The sequence below is a fragment of the Sphaerisporangium sp. NPDC004334 genome (genome assembly GCF_053602655.1).
Genome location: NZ_JBSGDZ010000001.1, coordinates 38,598 through 60,400 on the forward strand (window position 1 = coordinate 38,598; position 21,803 = coordinate 60,400).

18 protein-coding genes and 2 tRNA genes are annotated in these 21,803 nt (G+C 72.3%); 14 read left to right on the plus strand and 6 right to left on the minus strand.

Translation table 11 applies throughout. From position 1 onward, the window contains the following. Positions 1 to 23 precede the first annotated feature (23 nt). Entirely contained in the window at positions 24 to 410 is a 387-nt protein-coding gene (locus ACWEN6_RS00175; protein WP_452568202.1) for an NADAR domain-containing protein, read from the plus strand. A 71-nt stretch (positions 411 to 481) separates the two neighbouring features. On the opposite strand, the gene ACWEN6_RS00180 is transcribed toward ACWEN6_RS00175, so the two are convergent. Next, a complete protein-coding gene (locus tag ACWEN6_RS00180) occupies positions 482 to 1,357 on the minus strand; it encodes a helix-turn-helix domain-containing protein (RefSeq protein WP_452568203.1) in 876 nt (291 codons plus the stop codon). Positions 1,358 to 1,509: 152 nt separating this feature from the next. On the opposite strand from ACWEN6_RS00180, the gene ACWEN6_RS00185 reads away from it, so the two are divergent. Further along, positions 1,510 to 2,436, plus strand: a complete 927-nt coding sequence (locus ACWEN6_RS00185) for an alpha/beta hydrolase (RefSeq protein ID WP_452568204.1) — start codon at positions 1,510 to 1,512, stop codon at positions 2,434 to 2,436. Between the two features lie 54 nt (positions 2,437 to 2,490). Here the strand turns inward: ACWEN6_RS00185 and ACWEN6_RS00190 are convergent, their stop codons facing one another. After that, on the minus strand, positions 2,491 to 3,576 hold the full coding sequence (locus ACWEN6_RS00190) for a DUF5937 family protein (RefSeq protein ID WP_452568205.1): 1,086 nt from the start codon (positions 3,574 to 3,576) through the stop codon (positions 2,491 to 2,493). A 99-nt stretch (positions 3,577 to 3,675) separates the two neighbouring features. On the opposite strand from ACWEN6_RS00190, the gene ACWEN6_RS00195 reads away from it, so the two are divergent. The 7 genes from ACWEN6_RS00195 to ACWEN6_RS00225 all read left to right on the plus strand — a co-directional run bounded on the left by ACWEN6_RS00195 (position 3,676) and on the right by ACWEN6_RS00225 (position 10,482). After that, on the plus strand, positions 3,676 to 4,962 hold the full coding sequence (locus tag ACWEN6_RS00195) for an MFS transporter (protein WP_452568206.1): 1,287 nt from the start codon (positions 3,676 to 3,678) through the stop codon (positions 4,960 to 4,962). A 366-nt stretch (positions 4,963 to 5,328) separates the two neighbouring features. Further along, on the plus strand, positions 5,329 to 6,195 hold the full coding sequence (locus ACWEN6_RS00200) for a hypothetical protein (protein WP_452568207.1): 867 nt from the start codon (positions 5,329 to 5,331) through the stop codon (positions 6,193 to 6,195). A gap of 180 nt (positions 6,196 to 6,375) precedes the next feature. Then, positions 6,376 to 7,146, plus strand: coding sequence for an SRPBCC family protein (locus ACWEN6_RS00205; RefSeq protein WP_452568208.1), 771 nt, complete (start codon positions 6,376 to 6,378; stop codon positions 7,144 to 7,146). A gap of 200 nt (positions 7,147 to 7,346) precedes the next feature. Beyond that, entirely contained in the window at positions 7,347 to 8,573 is a 1,227-nt protein-coding gene (locus ACWEN6_RS00210; protein WP_452568209.1) for a CynX/NimT family MFS transporter, read from the plus strand. Between the two features lie 191 nt (positions 8,574 to 8,764). Further along, positions 8,765 to 8,837 (plus strand) — tRNA-Ala (locus tag ACWEN6_RS00215). Positions 8,838 to 8,943: 106 nt separating this feature from the next. Continuing rightward, positions 8,944 to 9,609, plus strand: coding sequence for a GntR family transcriptional regulator (locus ACWEN6_RS00220; RefSeq protein ID WP_452568210.1), 666 nt, complete (start codon positions 8,944 to 8,946; stop codon positions 9,607 to 9,609). 51 nt (positions 9,610 to 9,660) lie between these two features. Beyond that, entirely contained in the window at positions 9,661 to 10,482 is an 822-nt protein-coding gene (locus ACWEN6_RS00225; protein WP_452568211.1) for a GNAT family N-acetyltransferase, read from the plus strand. Positions 10,483 to 10,590: 108 nt separating this feature from the next. On the opposite strand, the gene ACWEN6_RS00230 is transcribed toward ACWEN6_RS00225, so the two are convergent. Continuing rightward, a complete protein-coding gene (locus tag ACWEN6_RS00230) occupies positions 10,591 to 12,012 on the minus strand; it encodes a cellulose binding domain-containing protein (protein ID WP_452568212.1) in 1,422 nt (473 codons plus the stop codon). Positions 12,013 to 12,420: 408 nt separating this feature from the next. Here ACWEN6_RS00230 and ACWEN6_RS00235 point away from each other — a divergent pair, with 408 nt between their 5' ends. Both ACWEN6_RS00235 and ACWEN6_RS00240 read left to right on the plus strand, forming a co-directional pair. Next, positions 12,421 to 13,074 carry a class I SAM-dependent DNA methyltransferase gene (locus ACWEN6_RS00235; protein ID WP_354849711.1) on the plus strand — a complete coding sequence of 218 codons (654 nt, stop codon included), beginning with the start codon at positions 12,421 to 12,423 and terminating at the stop codon, positions 13,072 to 13,074. A 187-nt stretch (positions 13,075 to 13,261) separates the two neighbouring features. Further along, a complete protein-coding gene (locus ACWEN6_RS00240; protein ID WP_452568213.1) occupies positions 13,262 to 14,806 on the plus strand; it encodes a YfbK domain-containing protein in 1,545 nt (514 codons plus the stop codon). A gap of 108 nt (positions 14,807 to 14,914) precedes the next feature. Here the strand turns inward: ACWEN6_RS00240 and ACWEN6_RS00245 are convergent, their stop codons facing one another. Continuing rightward, positions 14,915 to 15,463 (minus strand): EF-hand domain-containing protein, encoded by a 549-nt coding sequence (locus ACWEN6_RS00245; RefSeq protein ID WP_354849717.1) that lies wholly within the window; start codon positions 15,461 to 15,463, stop codon positions 14,915 to 14,917. Positions 15,464 to 15,864: 401 nt separating this feature from the next. On the opposite strand from ACWEN6_RS00245, the gene ACWEN6_RS00250 reads away from it, so the two are divergent. Next, positions 15,865 to 15,937: transfer RNA gene (locus tag ACWEN6_RS00250), tRNA-Ala, on the plus strand. Between the two features lie 228 nt (positions 15,938 to 16,165). On the opposite strand, the gene ACWEN6_RS00255 is transcribed toward ACWEN6_RS00250, so the two are convergent. Both ACWEN6_RS00255 and ACWEN6_RS00260 read right to left on the minus strand, forming a co-directional pair. Next, a complete protein-coding gene (locus tag ACWEN6_RS00255) occupies positions 16,166 to 18,046 on the minus strand; it encodes a propionyl-CoA synthetase (RefSeq protein ID WP_452568214.1) in 1,881 nt (626 codons plus the stop codon). A 109-nt stretch (positions 18,047 to 18,155) separates the two neighbouring features. Then, positions 18,156 to 19,139: a GlxA family transcriptional regulator gene (locus ACWEN6_RS00260; protein WP_452568215.1), complete on the minus strand. Its 984-nt coding sequence runs from the start codon at positions 19,137 to 19,139 to the stop codon at positions 18,156 to 18,158. 63 nt (positions 19,140 to 19,202) lie between these two features. On the opposite strand from ACWEN6_RS00260, the gene ACWEN6_RS00265 reads away from it, so the two are divergent. Further along, the gene (locus ACWEN6_RS00265) at positions 19,203 to 20,618 is read left to right on the plus strand and encodes an MFS transporter (RefSeq protein ID WP_452568216.1); all 1,416 of its coding nucleotides are present in this window, start codon (positions 19,203 to 19,205) and stop codon (positions 20,616 to 20,618) included. Between the two features lie 61 nt (positions 20,619 to 20,679). After that, positions 20,680 to 21,387, plus strand: coding sequence for a peptidyl-tRNA hydrolase (locus ACWEN6_RS00270; RefSeq protein WP_452568217.1), 708 nt, complete (start codon positions 20,680 to 20,682; stop codon positions 21,385 to 21,387). The last annotated feature ends 416 nt before the right edge of the window (positions 21,388 to 21,803 follow it).

The following is a 21,803-nucleotide window of genomic DNA, read 5'->3' on the forward strand; positions in this document are numbered from 1 at the left end:
CGCAGCCGGCCAGGCCCTCGTCGGTGTGGTCGCGGGCCGCGAGCCGCGCGGCCTCGGCTTCGAGGAGCGTCCGGACGGCCAGGAGCTGGTTCGATGAGGAAAGGTGGGCGGCGGCCCGCTTCGATCTGGTGGTGCGCGGCAATCTCGCCAAGTTCGGGCAGCACGCCGACTTGCGGGAGTTCCTGCTGAGCACAGGTGAGCGGGAGTCGAAGGACTCGCGGACAACTGGTGGCAAGGTGACGGCACACTCCTTGCCGTCCACAACGGTGAGGCAATCTGTTCCCGACCGGAAAAGCTCACCGCCCTCTATGCCGAATCACAGCAGCAAGCGGACGACCTCTGCGCTCAACTCCTCAACCTGGGACTCTAACCCGACAGGCCAACCGAGAAGATCCCCGGAGCCAACATGAAGTGTTACGGACCCGGCGGCGCGGCTCGGCCTGTTCGCGCCCGATCGGCGGCGTCGCCGCTGGGCGGGACATCATCGTGGCGTGGAAGGAAGGTTCTCGCTCGGCTGCCTCGACGCCCATGCGGTGAGGATGAGCAGCGCGTCATGGGATGGGGAACCAGGCTCGGCGGTGAGGACCATCAGGCGCTGTCCTGAGCCGTCGGGGCTGCTCCAGGTGTCGCAGTCGAGGGTGAGATCACCGACCAGCGGATGCCGGTAACGCTTGGTGCCATACGTGGCATTGTTGACGCGATGCTCCGCCCACCAGGTACGGAAGTCGGCGTCCCGCACGGACAGCTCGCCGACGAGCAGGGCGAGCTGGGGGTCGTCGGGATCGGCCGCGGACTCCATGCGCAGAGCGGCGACGGCGTCGCGCGCATCGTGCTCCCACTCCAGGTGCATGCCTCGCATGATCGGGTCGGTGAACAGCAGGTACAGATAGTTGCGCCGGCCCGCGGGGATCTGTGAGAAGTCCGTGTACAGGGCTGCGGCGCCCGCGTTCCATTCCAGGATGTCCAGCCGTTTGCCCAGGACGACGGCGGGGGTTCTGGTGAGCTGATCGAGCAGGCGTCGCATGGCGGGGCGTACGCGCTGCGGGGGCCGGCGCCTCCTGGGCCGCGTGTCGGATTTGCCGGCCAGTTGATACAGGTATCGCTGCTGGTCGTCGTCGAGGCGCAGTGCCCGAGCCAGCGTGGCGAGCACCGACGCGGAGGCTCTGACCCGCCCCTGCTCCAGCCGCGTGTAGTAGTCGACGCTGATCGCGGCGAGTTGGGCGACCTCCTCGCGGCGGAGCCCCGCGACCTTGCGGCGGGAGTCCTGTTCGGGCAGGCCGAGGTCCTGCGGGGCCAGCTGCGCCCGGCGAGCCTTGAGGAAGGCGCCCAGCTCGCCGGGTCCGGACACGGTGCTCATGTCCTCCATTGTCGAGCCTGTAGCGGTGTGGGTGAGGGGGCAGGGTTTTTCCCAGGCAAGAACTCGCCGCTTACGCCTGCTCGGGACTGTGACGACCGTGGACACGAGCCCGGCACCGTGCCGGGCCGGCTGACCGTTCAACGGAGAGTTCCATGGCGAAGATCGACGTCACCTTCCACAGCGCCGGCATCCCGCTCGCCGGTCATCTCTACATGCCCGACACCCCTCCCGAGGGGCCGCGTCTGGCGATCGTCGTCGGCCACCCCGGCACCGGTGTGAAGGAGCAGGCTGCCGGCCTCTACGCCCGGCTCCTGGCCGAAAGGGGGTTCACCGCGCTCGCCTACGACGCGGCCTACCAAGGCGAGAGCGGCGGCGAACCTCGCGGCCTGGAGGACCCCGCGCAGCGCGTCGAGGACCTCAAGGCCGCCGTCTCCTTCCTCACCGGCCGGGGCGACGTCGATCCGGACCGCATCGGCCTGCTCGGCATCTGCGCCTCCGGCGGGTACGCCCTCTCGGCCACCGCGGGTGACCGCCGGGTCAAGGCCCTCGCCACCGTCAGCGCCGTGGACGTGGCGCGCCAGTTCCGCTTGGGGGCCGACGGTTCCCAGGACCCGGCGGTGTTCCTCGGCATGCTGGACGCCGCGGCCCACGCCCGCACCGTCGAGGCCCGGGGCGGGAAGCCGCCGGTGCTGACCCTTTTTCCCGACACCGCCGAACAGGCGTATGCGCTGGGTGGAGAGCACGGTGCCGAGGGCTTCGAGTACTACCGCACCGAGCGTGCCCGGCATCCCCGTTCGGCGGGCTTTCTCACCTGGGACAGCATCGACAAGATGGCGGCGTTCGACGCCTTCGCGCCGATCCCACTGATCGGGCGCCGCCCGCTGCTCATGATCGTCGGCTCCCGTGCCGTCACGTCGTGGATGAGCGTCGAAGCCTTCCAGCGGGCCACCGGCCCCAAGGAGATCCACTGGATGGACGGCGCCAGTCACGTTGACCTCTATGACAACAAGCAGTACGTGGACCTCGCCGTCGAGAGGATCGCCGGGTTCTTCGGTGAGCACCTGGTACAGGTGGCGTAGCGCATCAGCACCGTCCGCCTGGCTGTGGTGGAGGCGCGTGATGTGGCGGGCTGCTCAGCGCAGTACGGCCGCCAGCAGGTCGGCGCCCAACGCCGTCAGGTCGGGCAGATTAACGGTGTAGCGGACGTAACGACCGTGCCGCCGGGCCGTGAGCAGGCCCGCGCGGCGCAGGACGGCGAGGTGGCGGGAGACCTCCGGGGGTGTGAGTTCCCAGGCGTGGGCCAGCTCACCGGTGGTGTGCGGGCCGCGGGCCAGGGTGCGCAGCAGCCGCAGCCGTATCGGATGCGCGAGTGCCTCCAGCCGTAGCGTGACCGTTTCCAGCGGTACCGGCTCCGATGGAATCGGCTCGGCCACGGGGTACTGCACCACCGGCTGCCATCCGGGCGCGTGGATCACCACCAGGTGCGGATGGCCGAAGACACTGGGAAGGAAGGTGACCCCGGTGCCGTGGGCGGGGATCGCGTTGTCCTGCAACTTGTCCACGACGATGCGGTCGCCGTCCGGCGCCAGGGTGACCGCGCCGGAGACCGACGCGAGTGCCGCCCCGATGCCCTGGCGCTTCAGCAGGTCGTGCTTCAGGCGCAGGTCGGTGGCCAGTCGCACGGCGACGCCTGCCCAGGCGGCGTCGAAGAAGGCCTCGGCGCACTGTTCGAGGGTGTGACGCACCCGTGCCCGGACGGCGGCCGGGTCCGCGAGCAGCCGTTCCGCGAAGGCCTCTTGGAGCGCGCCGCGGGCCTGGGCGAGGTCCAGGGCCCGCTCGCGCGCCGTCGCGTCGGCGAGCGGCGACGGCGCGCCGAAGCGGACCCGGTTGCTGCCGCAGGTGGTGACGAGCGCGGCGGTCACGTAGGTCTCATCGTCGATCCGGTCCACATCGTCCAACTCCTCGGCGAGGCTCGGCCGGGGCCGGGCGGGGACCAGGAAGTCGGCTCGTGAGGAACGCCAGAGGAACTCCGCCTCCCTGAGCCGCTCGGCCAGCTCCGGCCGCAGCCCGGCCCAGACGTCCGCGGCCCAGGCGGCCAGCCGCGGGTGATGCCCGGGTTCGGCCAGTACGTGGAGCATCGCGGTCAGCTCGGCCAGCGGGGAGGCGGCGAACCGCAGTCGCCCGGACGGCAGGCCGCTGATGTCGATCCTCAACGTCATCCCCTCATCATCGCTGGTCGGATGGCCGACGGCCGCGTCGATTGACGGTGTCCGTCAACCGGCGTGCCCAGCGCGGCGCCCGAACGCACCGTTGGCGCCATGGCGACCACCACCAAGATCCAGCCGCGCGCTCTCGTCCGTGCCTCCGGCGGCCCCCGCTATGCCGTCGCCCTGGCCGTGGACGCGCTCGGCACCGGCATGCTGCGGCCCTTTCTGCTGCTGTACGGGGTGACGGTGCTGAGGTTGTCCGCATCGGCCACCGGCATCGCCATGACGGTCGGCGCCGTCATGGGTCTGGTGTGCATGCCCGCGGTCGGCCGATGGCTGGACCGGGGCGCACGCAGCACGGTCGTGGCGGCGTCGATGTTGGTGCGGGTCCTGGGTGTGGCGCTGCTGCTGGCCGCCCCGGCGGGCCACGTCTGGCTGTTCGCGGCGGCGGCGCTCTTCCTCGGCATCGGCAACCAGGCATGGCCGGCCGCCCACGCAGCCCTCGTGGCCACGGTCGCCCACGGCCGCGAGCGGGACGCCGCTCTCGCGGGAGGCCGTGCCCTGCGCAACGCCGGCCTGGGGGCGGGGGCGCTCCTTGCCACCGCCTGCCTGACCGGCGGCACCACCGCGTTGCAGGCGCTGGCAGCCGTCACCGGGCTCGCCTATCTCGTTGCGGCGGCCTTGGCGTGGTCGGTCCACGTGCACGCTCATCCGGCTGCCACCCCGCCCAGGGGCAGGGACGACGGGCCCGCTCCTCGCATGCGCGCGCTGCTGGCCGCCAACGTGGTCTATGTCTTCTGCCTCAACATCTTCGAAGTCGCGGTCCCCCTGGTCCTGGTGACCCGGTTGCACGCATCACCCGTGTGGTCGTCAGCCGTCTTCGTGGCCAACACGGTGCTGGTGGTCACCCTGCAGGTTCCGGTCACCGTCCTGATGTCCCGCTTCTCCCGGCGGACCGTGCTGGCCCTCGCAGGCGTGGTACTCACCGCTTCCTACCTCGGCTTCCTCGCGGCCACCTCGCTGGGACGCGGCTGGGGCGCCCCGGCCGTCGCCATGGTGGCCGTGGTCTGCACCATCGGTGAGATCATCTACGCCGGTAGCGCCACCGCGCTCGTCACCGCCCTTGCTCCGGCCCCTGTCCTGGGACGTGCCCTCGCGCGCTTCCAGCTCTCCACGGGGTTCGGCCTCGCCGTCTCCCCGGCGGTCATCACCGCTCTCGCCTCCCACGGCGAGGCCGCACTCTGGGGCGGCCTCGCCGCCGCGACGCTCCTGTCCGCTTCCGCCGTCGCCACCGAGAACGATCGGTCCCCAGCCACAGTTCGGCTCCCCGTCCCGCGCTCCGGTGTAGGCGGCGACGTGGAAGAAGGTGAAGCATGGCCCGAGGAAGGTCTCAGCTGATCGGTGGCCCAGACGGCTCCCTCTTGCGCACCTCACGTCGGGGCGCTTGGGCGATCGACCTAGTGATGGCGTCGGCTACCCGCCTCGCCCTTGTCGTCGGCGATGAACGCGGTGAGCCTCGTCAAGGTCTCCTGCGGCGTGTCCGCGCCTTCGGGCTCACCACTGCCGCATGGGTGGACGGGCCACTGCCGTGACTCGGCCGCTTCAGGGCGAATGTGTTGGACGCTTGGGACCGGCGGTGCGTTGGCCGTGGCAGGCGTCCACAATTGGTCACCATATGTGGTCACATAATTACCTCGATTCGCTTCCTACGGGGTTATGAACGGCCATAGTCGGATGGTCCAGGTCTTCGATGGAAAGGCTGCGATGAGACCCCTCCGGCACCCCCTGGTCCTCGCGTTCACGGTCATCGCGATGGTCCTGTCCCCGCTGTTCGCCACCCCCGCCTCCGCCGAGGAGCCGGAGGTGCAACTGGCCCTGTCGGCGTCCCAGGTCAACACCGGCGACGCGGTCACGGTCACCGTCAAGGTCACCAACATCCACGCCTTCACGGTGCTCAACGCCACCGCCAGGCTGTTCACCACCCCCGGTGTCCTCCCCTCCTACGCCGTGCTGACCGGATGCGACGGCGCGGCCGGGCCGTGCTCGACCATTCCCGGCCCCGGCGGGCCCATCGGCGTGCAGGCCCCGGTCGGGGCGCTGTCCGGCGGGGCCTCGGCGACCGTCGCCTTCACCCTGGACATCGCCGACGACGCGCCGGCCGGCGACCAGACCTTCCAGGGCCAGCTCGGCGGCTCCAACTACGCCTCCGAGATCGTCACCGGACCGGTCCTGACCATCGTGAACCAGGCCGACGCCGCCGTGCGCCTGACCGCGACGCCCAAGCTCGCCCTGCTGGTCCCGAAGATCGAGTTCACCGTCGGCGTCACCGGCAACGGTCCCGGAACGGTGCAGACCGCCACGGTCACCACGACGCTGCCGCCCGGGCTCAGCGCCACGCCCGGCGACTGCGCCGCCGTCTCGGGAGCGGTCAACTGCACGGTGGGCCCGCTCGCGCCGGGCGCCACGCAGACCAGGAAGTTCTCGGTGCCGGTCGGGCTGCTGAACATCGGCGTGCCCTACACCTTCACGGCCGCCCGCACGAGCTCCAGCCCCACCGACCCGGTGGCCGCCAACGACACCGCCCAGGTGCGCTGCACGGTCGTATCCATCGTGCTGGTGAACTGCCACTGATTCCCCGCGGCGCCTCCGCCCGGCGACCGGCCGGGCGGAGGTGACCGGGGAATTTCGGCCCGGCACCCCTGGTGCAGTGGTTGATCGTCCCATGGCCCGGTATTGCTGGACCGAAGTCCGAATAGCGCTTTCATTGATGGGCAGAGCAGGTTTCCGAACCCACAAAAAGGGAGGAAGCCGATGAGCACCATCGAGCATTCGGTCGACGTGGCCGTGCCCGTCCGGACGGCCTACAACCAGTGGACCCAGTTCGAGAGCTTCCCCGAGTTCATGGAAGGGGTGGAGTCGGTCAAGCAGATCGACGACACGCGCCTGGCCTGGAGCGTCCAGGTCGCCGGCGTCCACCGTGAGTTCGAGGCGGAGATCACCGAACAGCGCCCCGACGAGGTGGTCGCCTGGCGGTCCATGGAGGAGCCTCGCCAGGGCGGCGTGGTGACCTTCCAGCCGCTCGACGCCGAGAGCACCCGGGTCATGCTCCGGATGGACTTCGAGCCCGAGGGCGTCGTGGAGACGGTCGGAGACAAGCTGCAGCTGGTGCGCATGCGCGTCCACGGGGACCTGGAGCGCTTCAAGCAGTTCATCGAGTCCCGGGGCCGCGAGACCGGCGGCTGGCGCGGCGAGGTGCCCTCGCCGATCGGCGGCGACTCCGCGGCGGCGGCGCGCACGGCGCCGGACGCCGATGTGATGCCGAGCACCGGCACCACGGCCGGGCCCGGGCTGACCCCGGCGGCCGGGACGGCCACGGGCGCCGACCCGGTGGCGGGCACCGGCACGCTGGCGGGGACGGGCGCCGCGTACGGCGAGCCGATGCCGCCGCAGCCGGTCCAGCGTGACTACCCGCCGGAGACCCCGCTTCCCGCGCCGGGCACCGGCCCGGTCTCGCCGCAGGGCACGCCTCGCTGGGACGAGGAGCCGCCGCTGGCGCCCGAGCGTCCCGAGCGCCTGGGCTGACGCGCGAGCAGGAGGGGGCGGGCGGTGGCTCGCCCCCTTCTTCATGCCGCCGGACGGGCACGTCGACCTGATGCCAAGGGCGGCCATAGCGGGGGTGTCACCCCGGCAAAGCGGACAGTCTGCGGGTCTGTTAACATCAATGACATCCAGTCATCCCATGATTCGATGTATTGATCGACCAACGGAGACCAGTCCCCGCCATGAGCGTGCTCACCACCGCCCCGTCCGCCACCGCCGCGTCGCACCGCCGGCCGCGGGTACGGCTGTCATGGCTGGTGGGTCTTGGCCTGGTGCTCGCGGCGCTCAACCTGCGCACCGCGGTCACCAGCCTGGGGCCGGTCCTGGACCAGGTCAGCGGCGCTCTCGGCATGTCCGGGGTCGTCGCCGGCCTGCTGACCACCCTGCCGGTGCTCTGCTTCGCCGTGTTCGGCTCGGTGACGCCCTGGCTGGCGCGGCGCCTCGGCGAGCACCGCCTGCTGCTGGGGGCGCTGCTGCTCCTCGGCACCGGGTTGCTCGCGCGGGTCATGACCGGTTCCAGCGTCGTGTTCCTCGCGGCGAGCGTGGTGGCGCTCTCGGGGGGCGCGATCGGCAACGTGCTGATCCCGGCGCTGATCAAGCGGCACTTCCCGCAGCGCGCCGCCACCATGACCACTGTGTACGCGACGGCACTGGCCGTCGGCACCATGCTCGCCGCCGCCGCGACGGTCCCCATCGAACGGGCCGCCGGCGACTGGCACGTCGCCCTCGGTGTGTGGGCGGCACTCGCCGCTGTGGCCGCCATTCCGTGGCTTGCGCTGTCGCGCAGTGAGCCGGAGCGGTTCAGCGGGCGAGAGAGGGCCGGGACGCGGGCGCTGGTGCGCAACCGGCTGGCCTGGGCGGTGACCGGGTACTTCGGCACCCAGTCGCTGGTGGCGTACGTGATGTTCGGCTGGCTGCCGCAGCTCCTGCAGGACCGCGGATACACCGATGGTCAGGCCGGGCTCAGCATGGCGGTCTTCACCGCGCTCGGCATCCCGGTCTCGCTGGCCGTGCCCGTCCTGGCCGCACGGGTGACCGGCCGCCGTCCCATGGTCGCCGGCCTCGGCCTGCTGTACCTCGTCGGCCTGAGCGGCATGCTGTGGGCGCCGGTCTCGGCGCTGTGGGTCTTCGTGATGCTGACCGGCGTGGCGATGGGCTCGTTCCCGCTGGCCCTTACGCTGTTCGCCCTGCGCACCCGCACCGCGGAGGCGACCCAGGCGCTGTCGGCCTTCGCGCAGAGCGTCGGTTACCTCATCGCCGGCGCCGGGCCGCTCGCCGTGGGCGTGCTGTACTCGGCCACCGGCGGGTGGACGCTGCCCTTCACGCTGCTGTTCGCCGTGGTCGCGGCGCACATCCTCACCGGCTGGTACGCCGCGGGCGACCGCTACCTGGAGGACGAGCCCGCCTGACCGAGCCGGCGAATCCGGCTCGCTCGGCAAGCACGCGGTGGCTCCGCTCGAACATCTCAACGGTCTTACCCGACGCGTCGGCATCCCCATGTCGTGACCTGCGCTCCACGGCCGCCTCTCGCGCGGCCGGAGGCGGCGGTCATCGGTACACGGGCCCCGCCGGGTTCCGATAGACTGTCGGCGCATCGCAAGGGGCTATGGCGCAGCTGGTAGCGCGCCTCCATGGCATGGAGGAGGTCTGGGGTTCGAATCCCCATAGCTCCACCTGGCGTTACACGGGCGTGGCATCACCGCCCGAGACGTGGTGGGCGGCCGTCGATCGCAGAGACGGCGCCCTGTGGCCACGGCCGACATCGGAAAGGCGATTCGCGTGGAACTCGACGCGGCGGCGCGCGCGGGCCGCGAGGCGTCCGGCGGCCCCGGCGAGAGCGGCGACCCCCGTGAGGCGGCCGCTCCGGGCATGGCCGGCGATCACCGCGAAGCGGGCGTCCCCCAGGTGGTCGTGCGCCGTGCGCTGCCGAGCGAGCCCACCGACCGCGGGTCGGCCTCCCTGTTCGTGGCCGAGGCCGAGCGGCAGGGCGTCCGCGCCGACCGGCGCATGCTCCACGTCGGCCCCGAGCCCGCGGGTGAGCGCGTCGCCGAGGCGCTGCGCGTGCGGCCCGGCGCCGAGGTGCTGGCACGGCGCAAGCTGCTGCTGGCCGACGAGGTTCCCGTGCGCATCGCCACCAGCTACTTTCGCCTCGACCTGTTCGGCGGCACGCCGCTCGCCGCGCCGGGCTTCGTCCTGCCCAGTCTGCAGGCGGGCATCGAGGCCCTCGGCCACCGCTTCGGCCACGCCGAGGAGGAGCTCATCGCCCGCGAGCCCACCGTCTTCGAGCGCGAGACGCTGCTCCTGCCGCCGGGGGAGTGGGTCGTGCGCATCCTGCGGGCCGGGTACTCCACCGACGGCACTCCCGTCCACGTCCTCGAGACCGTGTGCGCCGCGTCCCGCCATGTGTTCCCCGTCCGTCAGGTCGCAGGCGCCGACGAGTTCTGAGCGGGGAAAACGGCTCGCCCGATCGGGGTGCTCGTTGGCACACTGTCCCGCATGGTGTGGAGGTTCACGGCGTCCCTTGACGAGTTCCCGGGCGCGGCCGAGGCGTGGCTGCGCCGCGATCCGGTCCGCAACACGGTCCCGCTGACCGTGCTCGGCCGCATGCGGCACGGCCTGTGGCAGGACGATCCGCTGCTCGGCTGGTTCACCTCCGGCGGCGAGGTGCGCGCGGCGATGCTCCACACCCCGCCGAGCCCCCTGCTGCTCGGCGACATCCCGCTCGACACCGTGGCCCCGCTCGCCCGCGAGCTGCGCGAGCGCGAGGCCACCGGCGTCAACGGGCCGCTGCGCCAGACCGAGGCGTTCGCCGCCGCCTGTGGCCGCGCCGAGACCGCGCGCGTGTCGATGCGGCTCTACCGGCTGGGCGCCCTGCGCCCGCCGTCGCGCGAGGGCGCCGCCCGCGTCGCCGGCGAGCGCGACGTCGAGCTGATCACCCAGTGGATGCGCGAGTTCCTCGCCGAGGCCGAGCCCGAAATCGGCCACGACGACCCGGCGGCGCAGGTCAAACACCGCGTCGGCCAGGGCGAGTTCGTCCTGGCCGAGGAGGCCGGCCGGCCGGTCGCCATGGCGGGCTTCTCGCGACCGATCATCGGAATGTCGCGTATCGGCCCGGTGTACACCCCGCCGGAGTTCCGCAGGCGCGGCTACGGCTCGGTGGTGACCCACGGCGCGAGCCGCGTGGCCCAGGAGGCCGGGGCCGACCTGCTGCTGCTGTTCACCGACCTGGCCAATCCGACGTCGAACTCCGTCTACCAGGCGCTCGGTTACGAGCCGGTCGCCGACTACGCCGCCATCACGCTGGCCGCCCGGTCATGACGTGCCCGCCCGCCGCTGCGAGCGACGGCGGGCGGCGCCGGACGCGACGCGCGGACGCGCCCGCCGTTCGACGTGGCGGCGGGCGCGTCCGGGTGACGGCGGGCGTGGTCAGGCGCAGGGGGAGCCGTTGAGGGTGAACGCCGTCGCGCCCGGGGCGGCGGAACCCGTGGTGGTGCCGTTGAAGCCCAGCGTGATGATCCCTCCGGTGCCGACCGATCCGTTCCACGAGGTGTTCTTCACGGTCACCGTGCTGCCCGACTGCGTCCAGGTGCCGTTCCAGCCCGAGGCGACCGTGACGCCGGCCGGCACGGTGAAGGTGATCGTCCAGTTCGACAGCGGCGGGCCGCCGTTGGTCACCGAGATCTGGCCGGTGAACCCGCCCGGCCATTGGCTCTGCGTGGCGTACCGGGCCGTGCAGGACGTCGGCGTGGGCGTGGGCGTAGGAGTGGGCGTCGGGGTCGCCGACGGGGTGGGGGTGGGGGTGGGCGTGCGCGTCGGCGTCGCGGTGGGCGTCGGCGTCGGCGTGGCCGAGGGCGTGGGCGTGGGCGTCGAGGTGTCGGTGGTGTAGGTGACCCTGGTGTAGGCCGCGCCGCACGGCGAGCACGCCGAGGGCAGCGAGAACTCGTACACCCGGCCCGCGTTGACCGGCGCGTCCGAGGCGTCGCGCGCTCTGATCCGGTACCGCGTCCCGCCGGTCTCGGTCGGGCCGATGATGTACGACTGCCCCATGTCGCCGTTCATCTGGGCCTGCTGCCAAGCGCCGCCCACCTGGTACTCCACCCCGTGCAGCCCGTTCGGCAGGCGGGACACCGCTATCGCCGGCCAGTAGCGCTGCGCGCCCTGGATGAACCCGATCTGGATGTCACCGGTGTACCCGGGTGCGGGGACGAACGACCAGGTGACGTGCCGGTTGTTCCAGTGGTTGGGGTACAGGTCGCCGACCGGGGCGCCGTTCTTGGCGAACCTGTTGATCGAGTCCTTGGCGAGGTCGAGGTGGTAGCGGTCGTCACGGCACCAGGCGTTGGTGTCGCCGCAGCTGTCGGCCACCAGCATGGTGAGCGTGGCCCCGTTGTAGGCGTCGCTCACCCACGAGCCGTTGCGGCAGAACGCCTGGCTCTGCGCGCCGTCGTTCACCCCGGTGCAGTAGTCGGCGATCGAGACCTGCACCCAGCGCCCGCAGTTGCGGCCGTTGTCCCACATGCCGATCTTGTCGGCCATCGAGGGCGGCAGCGGGCGGGCGTAGAAGCCGTAGTCGCCCGGGGTGTTGTACACATTGAGCGCGACGAAGTCCTGACTCTCCAGCACCGACTGCGGCAGCCCGCATCCGCCGTAGGGGGCGCCCAGCGCGTCGAAGTAGGTGGCGTTGCCGGTCACCGGCGCGGGCGGATCGGCGAGCGCGAGCGCCCGCGCGGAGAGCTGGAACACGGCCATGGCCGACAGCAGCACCGCGATGACGAGGCGCGATCGGGACGGTCGCCTCCGGCCGCCGGGTGCCGCTCCCGCCGGTCGAGCGCGGTACACATTCCTCATCGCCGCCTCCTCACGCCGTCGCCCGGCCACACCGGCCGGCCCGGCTTCCCACGCGGGGCGGGGTCACCCTAAGTCGGCGCGGAAACGCGGGACAACGCCGGTCGGCGGCGGCGGAGGGTTTCGCAGGTCCCCGCCCTGACTCCGGCGGCCGTAGCTGAAACTTCCACCACCCCTCGAGCCGGGGGCGTACCCGTCGCGCCCGTTGGCGGGCCGGGAAGGGCGTGCGCGAATTGAGGCTTCGACCGGGCCGGAAACCGGCCGCCGGCGTCGCACAGTCATTGAATGCGCTGTAAGCGGTAATTGTCACATTAACTGCATCAACTCATGTCCTGACTGGTCTTGACTTACACAGTGTTGGCACTCTATCTAATGAGAAACAAGTTGACGGCTCAGTGTTGGGTGGAATGGATGACTGCGAGACGCTCACGTCCGGCGCACCGGGCCGCGCAGGCGGACGCGTTCGACCGCATCGGCGCTCGGTACGACGAGGCGTTCCCCTACAAGGGGGGCCAGATCGCCTCCGCCGAATGGATTCTCCGCAAGCTCCGCCCGGGCGCGCGGGTGCTCGACGTCGGCTGCGGCACCGGTCTGCCCACGGCGAGGCAACTGGTGGACGCCGGCTGCGAGGTGACCGGCATCGACATCTCGCCGGTCATGCTGGCCCTCGCCGCCGGGAACGTGCCCGAGGCCGACCTGCGCCGGCTGGACGTCGTGGACATCGACGACGGCCTCGGCCGGTTCGACGCCGTCGTGGCCTACTTCTCCCTGTCGATGCTGCGGCGCGACGAGATCATGGCCACCCTGCTGCGCCTGCACCACCTGCTCGTCCCCGGCGGCTGGCTGGCCATCGGCATGGTCGAGATGGACATCGACGACGCCCCGATCCGCGTCCTGGACACCTGGCTGCGGATGACCGGCTACGCCCGCTACGCGCTGCGGGCCGTCGTCGAGGAGGCCGGGTTCAGCGTGCGCGAGCAGATGGACCTGGCCTACGTCCCCGCGACCGAGGACGAGCCGCTGGAGATGCAGCTGTTCCTGAACTGCCGCAGGAACACCTTCTGACCGTCCGGCGGCGGTGTCCGTTCGGTGTCCGTTCGGTGTCCGTTCGTGGTCCGCCGTGTGGATCGCGGGTGCCCGGCCGCCGCCGGGTGGTCACGCGGCGGGCACGGTTCGCCGTCGCTTGGGTGACGGCTCCGGCGCGGGCGTCCGCGGGACCGTCGTAGGGGGTGACACCGAGAGGGGGCCTCCTGTGAAGTCACGAATCCTCATCTGCGTCCTGGCCGCGCTCGTGCTGCTCGTCTCAGCATGCGGCGGCACCTCCAACGACACCTCCGGGGCGCGCGAACCGTCCCGCCCCGGCGGCGCCACCTCCGGGCAAGGGGCCGGAGAGTCCGGGCAGTCCGGGCAGTCCGGGCAGTCCGGACAGGGCAACGCCGCCACGAACGACGAGCCCGGCGCGACCGCGCCGCCGGCGCCCACCGGACAGGCCGAGCCGCCGGACAGGATCTCCACCTTCGCGCTGGACGTCGACACCGCCTCCTACGGCTACGCGCGGGGCACGATCAACGCCGGACGCCTGCCCGACCCGGCGCAGGTGCGGCCGGAGGAGTGGGTCAACGCCTTCCGGCAGGGATACCCCGAGCCGCCGGGGGACGGCTTCGCGGTCCGGCTCGACGGGGCCAGGGGCGCCGCCGAAGGCACCGCCCTGCTGCGGGTCGGACTGCAGACCCGCACCGCCGACGCCGCCGCACGCCGGCCCGCCAACCTGACCTTCGTGGTCGACGTCTCGGGCTCCATGGGCGACCCCGGCCGGCTGGACCTGGTGCGCGACGCCCTGCACACGCTGGTGGACCAGCTCGGCCCGGGCGACCGGGTCTCGATCGTCTCCTTCAGCGACCAGGCCAGGGTGCGCCTCTCCATGACCCCGGCGAGCGAGCGGCACGACCTGCACGCCGCCATCGACACCCTCGCCACCGAGGGATCGACCGACCTGCAGGCGGGGCTGGTCACCGGGTACGAGGAGGCGGCGCGCGCCTTCCGGCCGGTCGCCACCAACCGGGTCATCCTGCTGTCCGACGGCCTCGCCAACACCGGGGACACCACCTGGCAGGGCATCCTCGACCGGGTCGAGGAGTTCGCCGGGCGACGCGTCACGCTGCTGTGCGTCGGCGTCGGCCGCGAGTACGGCGACACGCTGATGGAGCAGCTCGCCGACCACGGCGACGGCGCCGCCGTCTACGTCGGCTCCCAGCAGGAGGCGCGTGAGGTCTTCGTCGAGCGCCTGCCGGCGAACCTCGACCTGCGGGCCCGCGACGCCAAGGCGCAGGTGGCGTTCAACCCGGCCACGGTCGAGTCCTACCGGCTGCTCGGATACGACAACCGGGCGCTGGCCGCGGAGGACTTCCGCGACGACACCAAGGACGGCGGCGAGGTCGGGCCCGGCCACGCGGTCACCGCGCTGTACGCGGTGCGTCTGCGCCCGGGAACCTCGGGGCAGCTCGCCGTGGCAACGGTTCGCTGGCAGGACCCCGACACTCGCGAGCCCGCCGAGACCAGCCGCGCACTGGAGGTGGGCGGGCTGTCGGACCACCTGTGGGAGACGGCGGCGCCGCGGCTGCAGGTGGACGCGGTGGTCGCGGCGTTCGCCCAGCGGCTCAGGCACGCCGAGGACGAGATGTTCACCGAGGACCTCGGCACGCTGGCGGGCCACGCCGAACGGCTCTCGGCGGCGACCGAGGACCCCATGGTCACCGAGCTGGCCGGGCTGATCCGCAGGGCCGGCTCACTGCGATGAGCACGAGCCAGGCCGGGATGGCCGGGATGACGGGAATCCGGGGTGAGCCGGGTTCCGGCGGGCGAGGGGTGCGGCCGGGTCGAGCGGGATTCGGGCGGGTGAGCGGGGTCAGGAGCGGCCGAGGATCGGGATGGCGGCCTTGCGCGGGTCGTCACTGAAGTAGAAGTCGTACATGGCCTGGGCGAACTCGTCCTTGCCTAGGTGGCCGTCGCCGTCGGTGTCCAGCAGGATGAACGCCTCGCGCGCCTCGGCCGTCTCGACGTCGTAGGCCGACCAGAGGCGGAGGTACTCGTGCATGCTGAGCCTCTGGTCGCCGTCGGCGTCCAGCGCGTCCCACAGCGCGTCGGTGATGGGCCAGACGATGGCCACGATGAACCGCGTGCGGTCGAGCGTGGGGGAGACGGCGTACTCGATGTACCGCTGCCGGCTGATGCGGCCGTTGTCGTCGGTGCCGACCGCGGCCACGACGTTGGCCCAGACGTGGGCGTAGGCGGCCAGCAGCCCGGCGCGGGCGGGGGAGTCGGCGGGCAGGCCGAGCCGGTCGGCCAGGTGCAGGCCGATGAGGCGCATGTCCTCCTTGTCGATGTAGCCGTCCTGATCGACATCGCTGGTGTCGAAGGCGGATCCGGCGTTGAGCGCGTGGGGGCTGCGATGCATGTCGGCTCCTAGCAGACGGTTACGCAGGGCGACTAATGGTCACCCTAAGTAAGAGTCGCTGTCAAGGCGAGTGAGCTTGCCGGCCGGAAGCCCTGCCCCGGGGTGCCGGGATGAGCGGGGCCCTCGTCGGTGGCCGATCATGACGATCGTCCTGCCGGGAAACCGCCCCCTCCGATAAGGTGACCGACTGGCCGCAAGTCGTGATGGCGCTCACTTGCGCGTGGGCATCACCGCAGGCCAGAGAGTGTGTGGCCGTCTACGTGCCTGCTGGGCGGGCCGCCGGTGCGGCGGCGCGCCGCTCAGGAGCCGCCGGTGTCCGCTCCGGCGGTTCGGCCGGGGTCGCGAATTCCGATACACTGGCGAGGCACGGCGCCGCCGCAAGGAGGTCCGCCGAGCGACCAGGGGCTATGGCGCAGCTGGTAGCGCGCCTCCATGGCATGGAGGAGGTCTGGGGTTCGAATCCCCATAGCTCCACCTGGGGCCGTCCTCGCGGGCGGCACGAGAGCACCATGAGATCCCGGCCGGACACCGTCCAGCCGGGATCTCGCGTTTGCGACCCCTGTCCGACCCCGCCCAGCGCACGGCCTTCGCCCGATCCCTGCGCGGTGGACGGCCTTCGGACGGTCCTGTGCGACGCACGGCCCTCGCCCCTCTCCTGCGCGGGGAGGGCCGGTGTGCGGCGCCCGGGGCGGGCGCCCGCGATCAGGGGCGGGCGCGGAGGATCGGCCGCAGGGTGTCCAGCACCGAGGCGTCCTCGATGGTGGAGGGGACGGGCTCGTCGGCGCCGTCGGCGATGCCGCGCATGGTCTTGCGCAGGATCTTGCCCGACCGCGTCTTGGGCAGCCCCGGGACGATGTCCACCCGCCTCAGCGCCGCCACGGCCCCGATCTGGTCGCGCACCAGCCGCACCAGGTCCTCGCACAGCCGCTCGGGGTCGGCCTCGACGCCGCTCTTGAGCACGACCAGGCCGCGCGGCACCTGGCCCTTCAGCTCGTCGGCCACGCCGATCACCGCGCACTCGGCGACGGCGGGATGGCCGGCCAGCACGGCCTCCATCGAACCGGTGGACAGACGGTGCCCGGCCACGTTGATCACGTCGTCGGTGCGCCCCATGACGTACAGGTAGCCGTCCTCGTCGACGTGCCCGCCGTCGCCGGTCAGGTAATGCCCGGGGTAGGCCGACAGGTAGGAGGCGACGTAGCGCTCGTCGTCCCGCCAGAGCGTGGGCAGTGTGCCCGGCGGAAGCGGCAGCCGCACGCAGATCGCCCCGTCCACGCCCGGAGGGCACGGCCGGCCCTCGGGGTCGAGCACGCGCACGTCGTATCCGGGCACCGCGACCGTGGGCGACCCCGGCTTGATCGGCATCGGGTCCAGGCCGCGCAGGTTGGCGGCGACGGCCCAGCCGGTCTCGGTCTGCCACCAGTGGTCCACCACCGGCACGCCGAGCTTCTCGGTGGCCCAGTGATAGGTGTCCGGGTCCAGGCGCTCGCCCGCCAAGAACAGCGTCCGCAACGAGGAGATGTCGTACTTGGCCAGGTAGGCCGCCTCCGGGTCCACCTTCTTGATGGCGCGGAACGCCGTCGGCGCGGTGAACAGGGCGCGCACCCCGTAGTCGGAGATGACCCGCCAGAACGCCCCGGCGTCCGGCGTGCCCACCGGCTTCCCCTCGTACAGCACCGTCGTCGCGCCGAGCAGCAGCGGGGCGTACACGATGTAGGAGTGTCCGACCACCCAGCCCACGTCCGAGGCCGCCCAGAAGACCTCGCCCGGCGCGATGGCGTACACGTTGCGCATGCTCCACAGCAGCGCGACCGCGTGGCCGCCGTTGTCGCGCACCACGCCCTTCGGCTTCCCCGTGGTGCCGCTGGTGTAGAGGATGTAGAGCGGGTCGGTCGCCGCCACCGGCACGCACTCCGCCGGCTCGGCCGCGGCCATGGCCTCGCGCCAGTCGATGTCGCGGCCGGGCGTCAGCGTGGCGGGCGCCTGCTCGCGCTGGAGGATCACGCAGTGCGCGGGCCGGTGCGAGGCCATCTCCAGCGCGCTGTCGAGCATCGGCTTGTACTCCACCACGCGGGACGGCTCGATGCCGCAGGAGGCGGACACGACCACCACGGGCCGGGCGTCGTCGATGCGCACGGCCAGCTCACGCGGGGCGAAGCCGCCGAACACCACCGAGTGCACGGCCCCGAGGCGGGCGCAGGCGAGCATGGCCACGACCGCCTCGGGCACCATCGGCATGTAGATGACGACCCGGTCGCCTCTGCCGACGCCGAGGCCGCGCAGCACGCCGGCGAACCGCGCCACCTCCTCCAGCAGTTCAGCGTAGGTGTAGGTGCGGGAGGTCCCGGTGAGCGGGCTGTCGTAGATCAGCGCCGCCTGCCCGCCGCGACCGCCGGCCACATGCCGGTCCAGAGCGTTGTGGCAGGTGTTGAGCTCGCCGCCGGGGAACCACCGGTAGAACGGGGCCGCATCGGCGTCCAGCGTCATGTCGGGGATGCGGTCCCAGGTCACGGCCGTGGCCGCCCGGCCCCAGAACCCGTCCGGATCGTCGATGCTCATCGCGAAGGCGTCCGCGTACGACATGGTTCCTCGTTCCCTCACCGATCGCTCGAACCGCCATCATGACTCAGCCCCCCGTCTCAGGACAGAGCCAGAGGCCGTTGGCATGCCGGGGCGAGTGGCCCGGGTGGGGTCAGGCGGAGCGGAAGGCCGCCGGGGCCTCCGCGCGGAAGGTGTGCCGGTAGGTCAGCGGGGCCACGCCCACCGTCGCGTGCAGGTGCTGGCGCAGCGAGACGGCCGTGCCGAAGCCCGCCCGGACCGCCACCTGGTCGACCGGGAGTTCGGTCGTCTCGAGCAGATGGCGGGCGCGCTCGACCCGCTGCCTGATGAGCCATCGTGCCGGGCTGAGCCCGGTCTCCTCGCGGAAGCGGCGGGTGAAGGTGCGCACGCTCATGCGGGCGTGCCTGGCCAAGGTGGCCAGGTCCAGCGGCTCCTGGAGCCGGTCCAGCATCCACGCCCGGGTGGGCGCGGTGGTGGCGTCCCCGGCGGCCGGCAGCGGGCGTTCGATGTACTGCGCCTGACCGCCCTCGCGCCACGGCGGGGTGACGCAGCGCCGTGCCACCCGGTTGGCGATCTCGCTGCCGTGGTCGCGGCGGATCACGTGCAGGCACAGGTCGATGCCCGCCGCGACGCCGGCGGAGGTCAGCAGGTCGCCGTCGTCGATGAACAGCACGTCGGGGTCGAGCAGCACCCGCGGATACAGCGAGCGGAACAGTTCGGCGCTCCTCCAGTGCGTCGTGGCGGGCCGGCCGTCCAGCAACCCGGCGGCGGCCAGCACGAACGCTCCCGTGCAGATCGACATCAGCCGCGACCGGAGCGCGGCCCCGCGCAACGCGTGGCGCAGTTCGTCGTCGATCGTGCCGTCGCTGAACGCGGAGCCGCTGTGGACGCCCGGGACGATGACGGTGTCCGCCGTGGCCAGGACCGACAGGTCGTGGTCGGGGATCACGCTGAACCCGGCGGGCCCGCGCACGGTGCGCCCGCCGGGGGTGCAGGTGACGATCTCGTAGAGCCGCCGGCCATCGGCGTCCTCGGCGACCCGGAACACCTGGCCGGGGACGCCGAGGTCCAGAGTTGCGAAGTCGTCCAGGGCGACGACGGCGATGCGGTGAACCATGGCCGGATTCTTTCACATGTTGGCTGTCAAGCCACTCGTGGCCGGTTAATCGGACACTTCACTATGGTCGGCATGATGCTGACGCAAGACGTGAGGCGCAGACGGTGGCCGCATCGGGCCTGGGCGGTGGCGGCGGTGGCCTTCGTCGCCATCATCGGAGCCGCCGGCTTCCGCGCCACACCGGGAGTGCTGATCACCCCGCTCGAGACCGAGTTCGGCTGGTCCCGGGGGACCATCTCCGCGGCCGTGTCGGTGAACCTGATGCTGTTCGGCCTGACCGCGCCGTTCGCCGCCGCTCTGATGGACCGGCTCGGCATGCGCCGCGTGGTCGCCTCCGCGCTGCTGCTGGTGGCCCTCGGCAGTGGGCTCACGGTCTTCATGACCTCCAGTTGGCAGCTCATCCTGTGCTGGGGGGTGCTGGTCGGGCTCGGCACCGGCTCGATGGCGCTGGCCTTCGTCGCCACGGTCACCGACCGGTGGTTCGTGCGGCACCGCGGCATCGTCACCGGCGTGCTGACCGCCGGAGGCGCCACGGGGCAGCTCATCTTCCTGCCCGTGCTCGCCTGGCTGGCCGAGGGGCCGGGCTGGCGGACGGCCGCCGTGGTGGTGGCCGTGGCGGCGCTCGCCGTCGTCCCGGTGGTCTGGCTCCTCCTGCGCGACCGCCCCGAGGACATCGGCCTGACCGCTCTGGGCGCCGAACCCGCGGTCGTCCCCGCGGCCCCTGCGGCCGGTTCCGGCGCCGGTGGTCCGGCCGGTTCCGCTGCCGCTGGTCCGGCCGCGGGTGACACGGCCGTCCGCGGCGGCGGCGCGCGTACGGCCGGGCGGCCGGGAGGCGCGGCGGTGCGGGCGATCAGCGTGCTGCGGTCGGCCGCGCGTACCCGCTCGTTCTGGTACCTCGCCGGTGGCTTCGCCATCTGCGGCGCGAGCACCAACGGCCTGGTCGGAACGCACTTCATCCCCGCCGCGCACGACCACGGCATGGCCGAGACCACCGCCGCCGGCCTGCTCGCCCTCATCGGCGTCTTCGACATCGCGGGCACGATCTTCTCCGGCTGGCTCAGCGACCGGGTCGACTCGCGGGTGCTGCTCGGGGCGTACTACGCGCTGCGCGGCGCGTCACTGCTGGTGCTGCCGCCCCTGTTCGCCGCGACGGCCGAGCCGAGCATGCTCGTGTTCATCATCTTCTACGGCCTCGACTGGGTGGCCACCGTCCCGCCGACCGTGGCGCTGTGCCGCAAGCTCTTCGGCAAGGACGGCAGCGTGGTGTTCGGCTGGGTCTTCGCCTCTCATCAGGTCGGCGCGGCCATCGCCGCGGTCGCCGCGGGCCTCACCCGCGACCACCTCGGCCACTACGACGCGGCCTGGTACGGCGCGGGACTGCTGTGCGCCGTGGCCGCGATCATGTCGCTGCGCATCGGCAGGAGCCGCCCCGCCTCCGGCGCGGCCCCCACCCCCGAACCGGTCACCGCCGCCACCTGACCCCCGGCCCGTCTCGCGCCTCGGCGCTCGCCTGTCGGTGGGCGGTGAGATCCTTGGGGGCGTGAACGCGCCAGACCAGAGAGTGCTCCCCCTAGTCGTCCGCATCGAGCGTGCCACGCCGCCCGAGCGCACCGACGCCCTCGAGGCGGCGGCGATGGCCGTGCTCACCCTGCTGACCGACGAGCGCGCGGTGAGCGGTGAGTGGGCCGAGTCCGTCCAGGCGTGGGAGACCATCGGCATCAGGAAGGTCGTGCGCCGGGCCAGGGGCGCCGAGTGGCGGCGGGTCGAGGAGCTTCCCGGCGCCACGGTGACGCTGCGCTCGGCCGAGGTGCGGGTGCACCCGCCGATCCCGCTCGACGCCTGGCCCAAAGAGCTGTCGCGCCTGCAGGTCTCCGGCACCGACCTGGTGGACTCCGCGCCGCCCTCGCAGCCCCCGCCCGGCGGCGTCGTGCTGTGGTTCAACCCGTCTTTGGACATGTCGGCGGGCAAGGCCATGGCCCAGGCCGGTCACGCGGCCCAGCTCGCCTGGTGGGGCACCGACGAGGGAGCCCGCGCCGCGTGGCACGCCGGCGGCCTGGCGGTCACCGTGCGCACGGCCGAGCCGTGGCGGTGGGCCGCCCTGGTGGACAGCGGGCTTCCCGTCGTGCGCGACGCCGGGTTCACCGAGATCGAGCCCGGCTCGCGAACGGTCGTCGCGGACGCGCCGTGGCTGAGGGCCGGCGGCCTGCGCCCGGCCGGCTGGGGACCGCTGCGCGACCCGTCGCGGTAGCCGTCGCGGTAGCCGTCGCGGTAGCCGTCGCGGTAGCCGTCGCGGTAGCCGTCGCGGTAGCCGTCGCGGTAGCCGTCGCTCCATGATCATACCGGCTGGTAGGGGGCGTGCCGCGGTGGCGTCACCGGCTCTCCCGCGCCGTTGACCGGAAGGCGAAAGGGGAGGTCAGGGCGTACGGAAACCTCGATGCGGTAGGGACTCGTTCCCGAAGTGTGATCGGGAACTCGGGCATGGTCCGGCGAATTGCCGTACGCTCCCCAACGTGCCAAATGGGGTGGGTGGGAACTACGGGACAAAAGCCGTCCCAACGTACGTAACGGCCGACGCGCCGACCGCGCCGCTGCCGAAGATCACCGTCGAGGAGCCTCCTCCGCCGCCACCCGCCAAGCGCCGATCGCCGATCGCCCGGTTGGGTG

Excerpts from the sequence above, each read along its gene's own strand:
- ACWEN6_RS00180 (WP_452568203.1), bottom strand. The coding sequence starts at position 1,357 with ATGAGCACCGTGTCCGGACCCGGCGAGCTGGGCGCCTTCCTCAAGGCT.
- ACWEN6_RS00185 (WP_452568204.1), top strand. The coding sequence starts at position 1,510 with ATGGCGAAGATCGACGTCACCTTCCACAGCGCCGGCATCCCGCTCGCC.
- ACWEN6_RS00190 (WP_452568205.1), bottom strand. The coding sequence starts at position 3,576 with ATGACGTTGAGGATCGACATCAGCGGCCTGCCGTCCGGGCGACTGCGG.
- ACWEN6_RS00195 (WP_452568206.1), top strand. The coding sequence starts at position 3,676 with ATGGCGACCACCACCAAGATCCAGCCGCGCGCTCTCGTCCGTGCCTCC.
- ACWEN6_RS00200 (WP_452568207.1), top strand. The coding sequence starts at position 5,329 with ATGAGACCCCTCCGGCACCCCCTGGTCCTCGCGTTCACGGTCATCGCG.
- ACWEN6_RS00205 (WP_452568208.1), top strand. The coding sequence starts at position 6,376 with ATGAGCACCATCGAGCATTCGGTCGACGTGGCCGTGCCCGTCCGGACG.
- ACWEN6_RS00210 (WP_452568209.1), top strand. The coding sequence starts at position 7,347 with ATGAGCGTGCTCACCACCGCCCCGTCCGCCACCGCCGCGTCGCACCGC.
- ACWEN6_RS00225 (WP_452568211.1), top strand. The coding sequence starts at position 9,661 with ATGGTGTGGAGGTTCACGGCGTCCCTTGACGAGTTCCCGGGCGCGGCC.
- ACWEN6_RS00230 (WP_452568212.1), bottom strand. The coding sequence starts at position 12,012 with ATGAGGAATGTGTACCGCGCTCGACCGGCGGGAGCGGCACCCGGCGGC.
- ACWEN6_RS00235 (WP_354849711.1), top strand. The coding sequence starts at position 12,421 with ATGACTGCGAGACGCTCACGTCCGGCGCACCGGGCCGCGCAGGCGGAC.
- ACWEN6_RS00245 (WP_354849717.1), bottom strand. The coding sequence starts at position 15,463 with ATGCATCGCAGCCCCCACGCGCTCAACGCCGGATCCGCCTTCGACACC.
- ACWEN6_RS00255 (WP_452568214.1), bottom strand. The coding sequence starts at position 18,046 with ATGTCGTACGCGGACGCCTTCGCGATGAGCATCGACGATCCGGACGGG.
- ACWEN6_RS00260 (WP_452568215.1), bottom strand. The coding sequence starts at position 19,139 with ATGGTTCACCGCATCGCCGTCGTCGCCCTGGACGACTTCGCAACTCTG.
- ACWEN6_RS00265 (WP_452568216.1), top strand. The coding sequence starts at position 19,203 with ATGGTCGGCATGATGCTGACGCAAGACGTGAGGCGCAGACGGTGGCCG.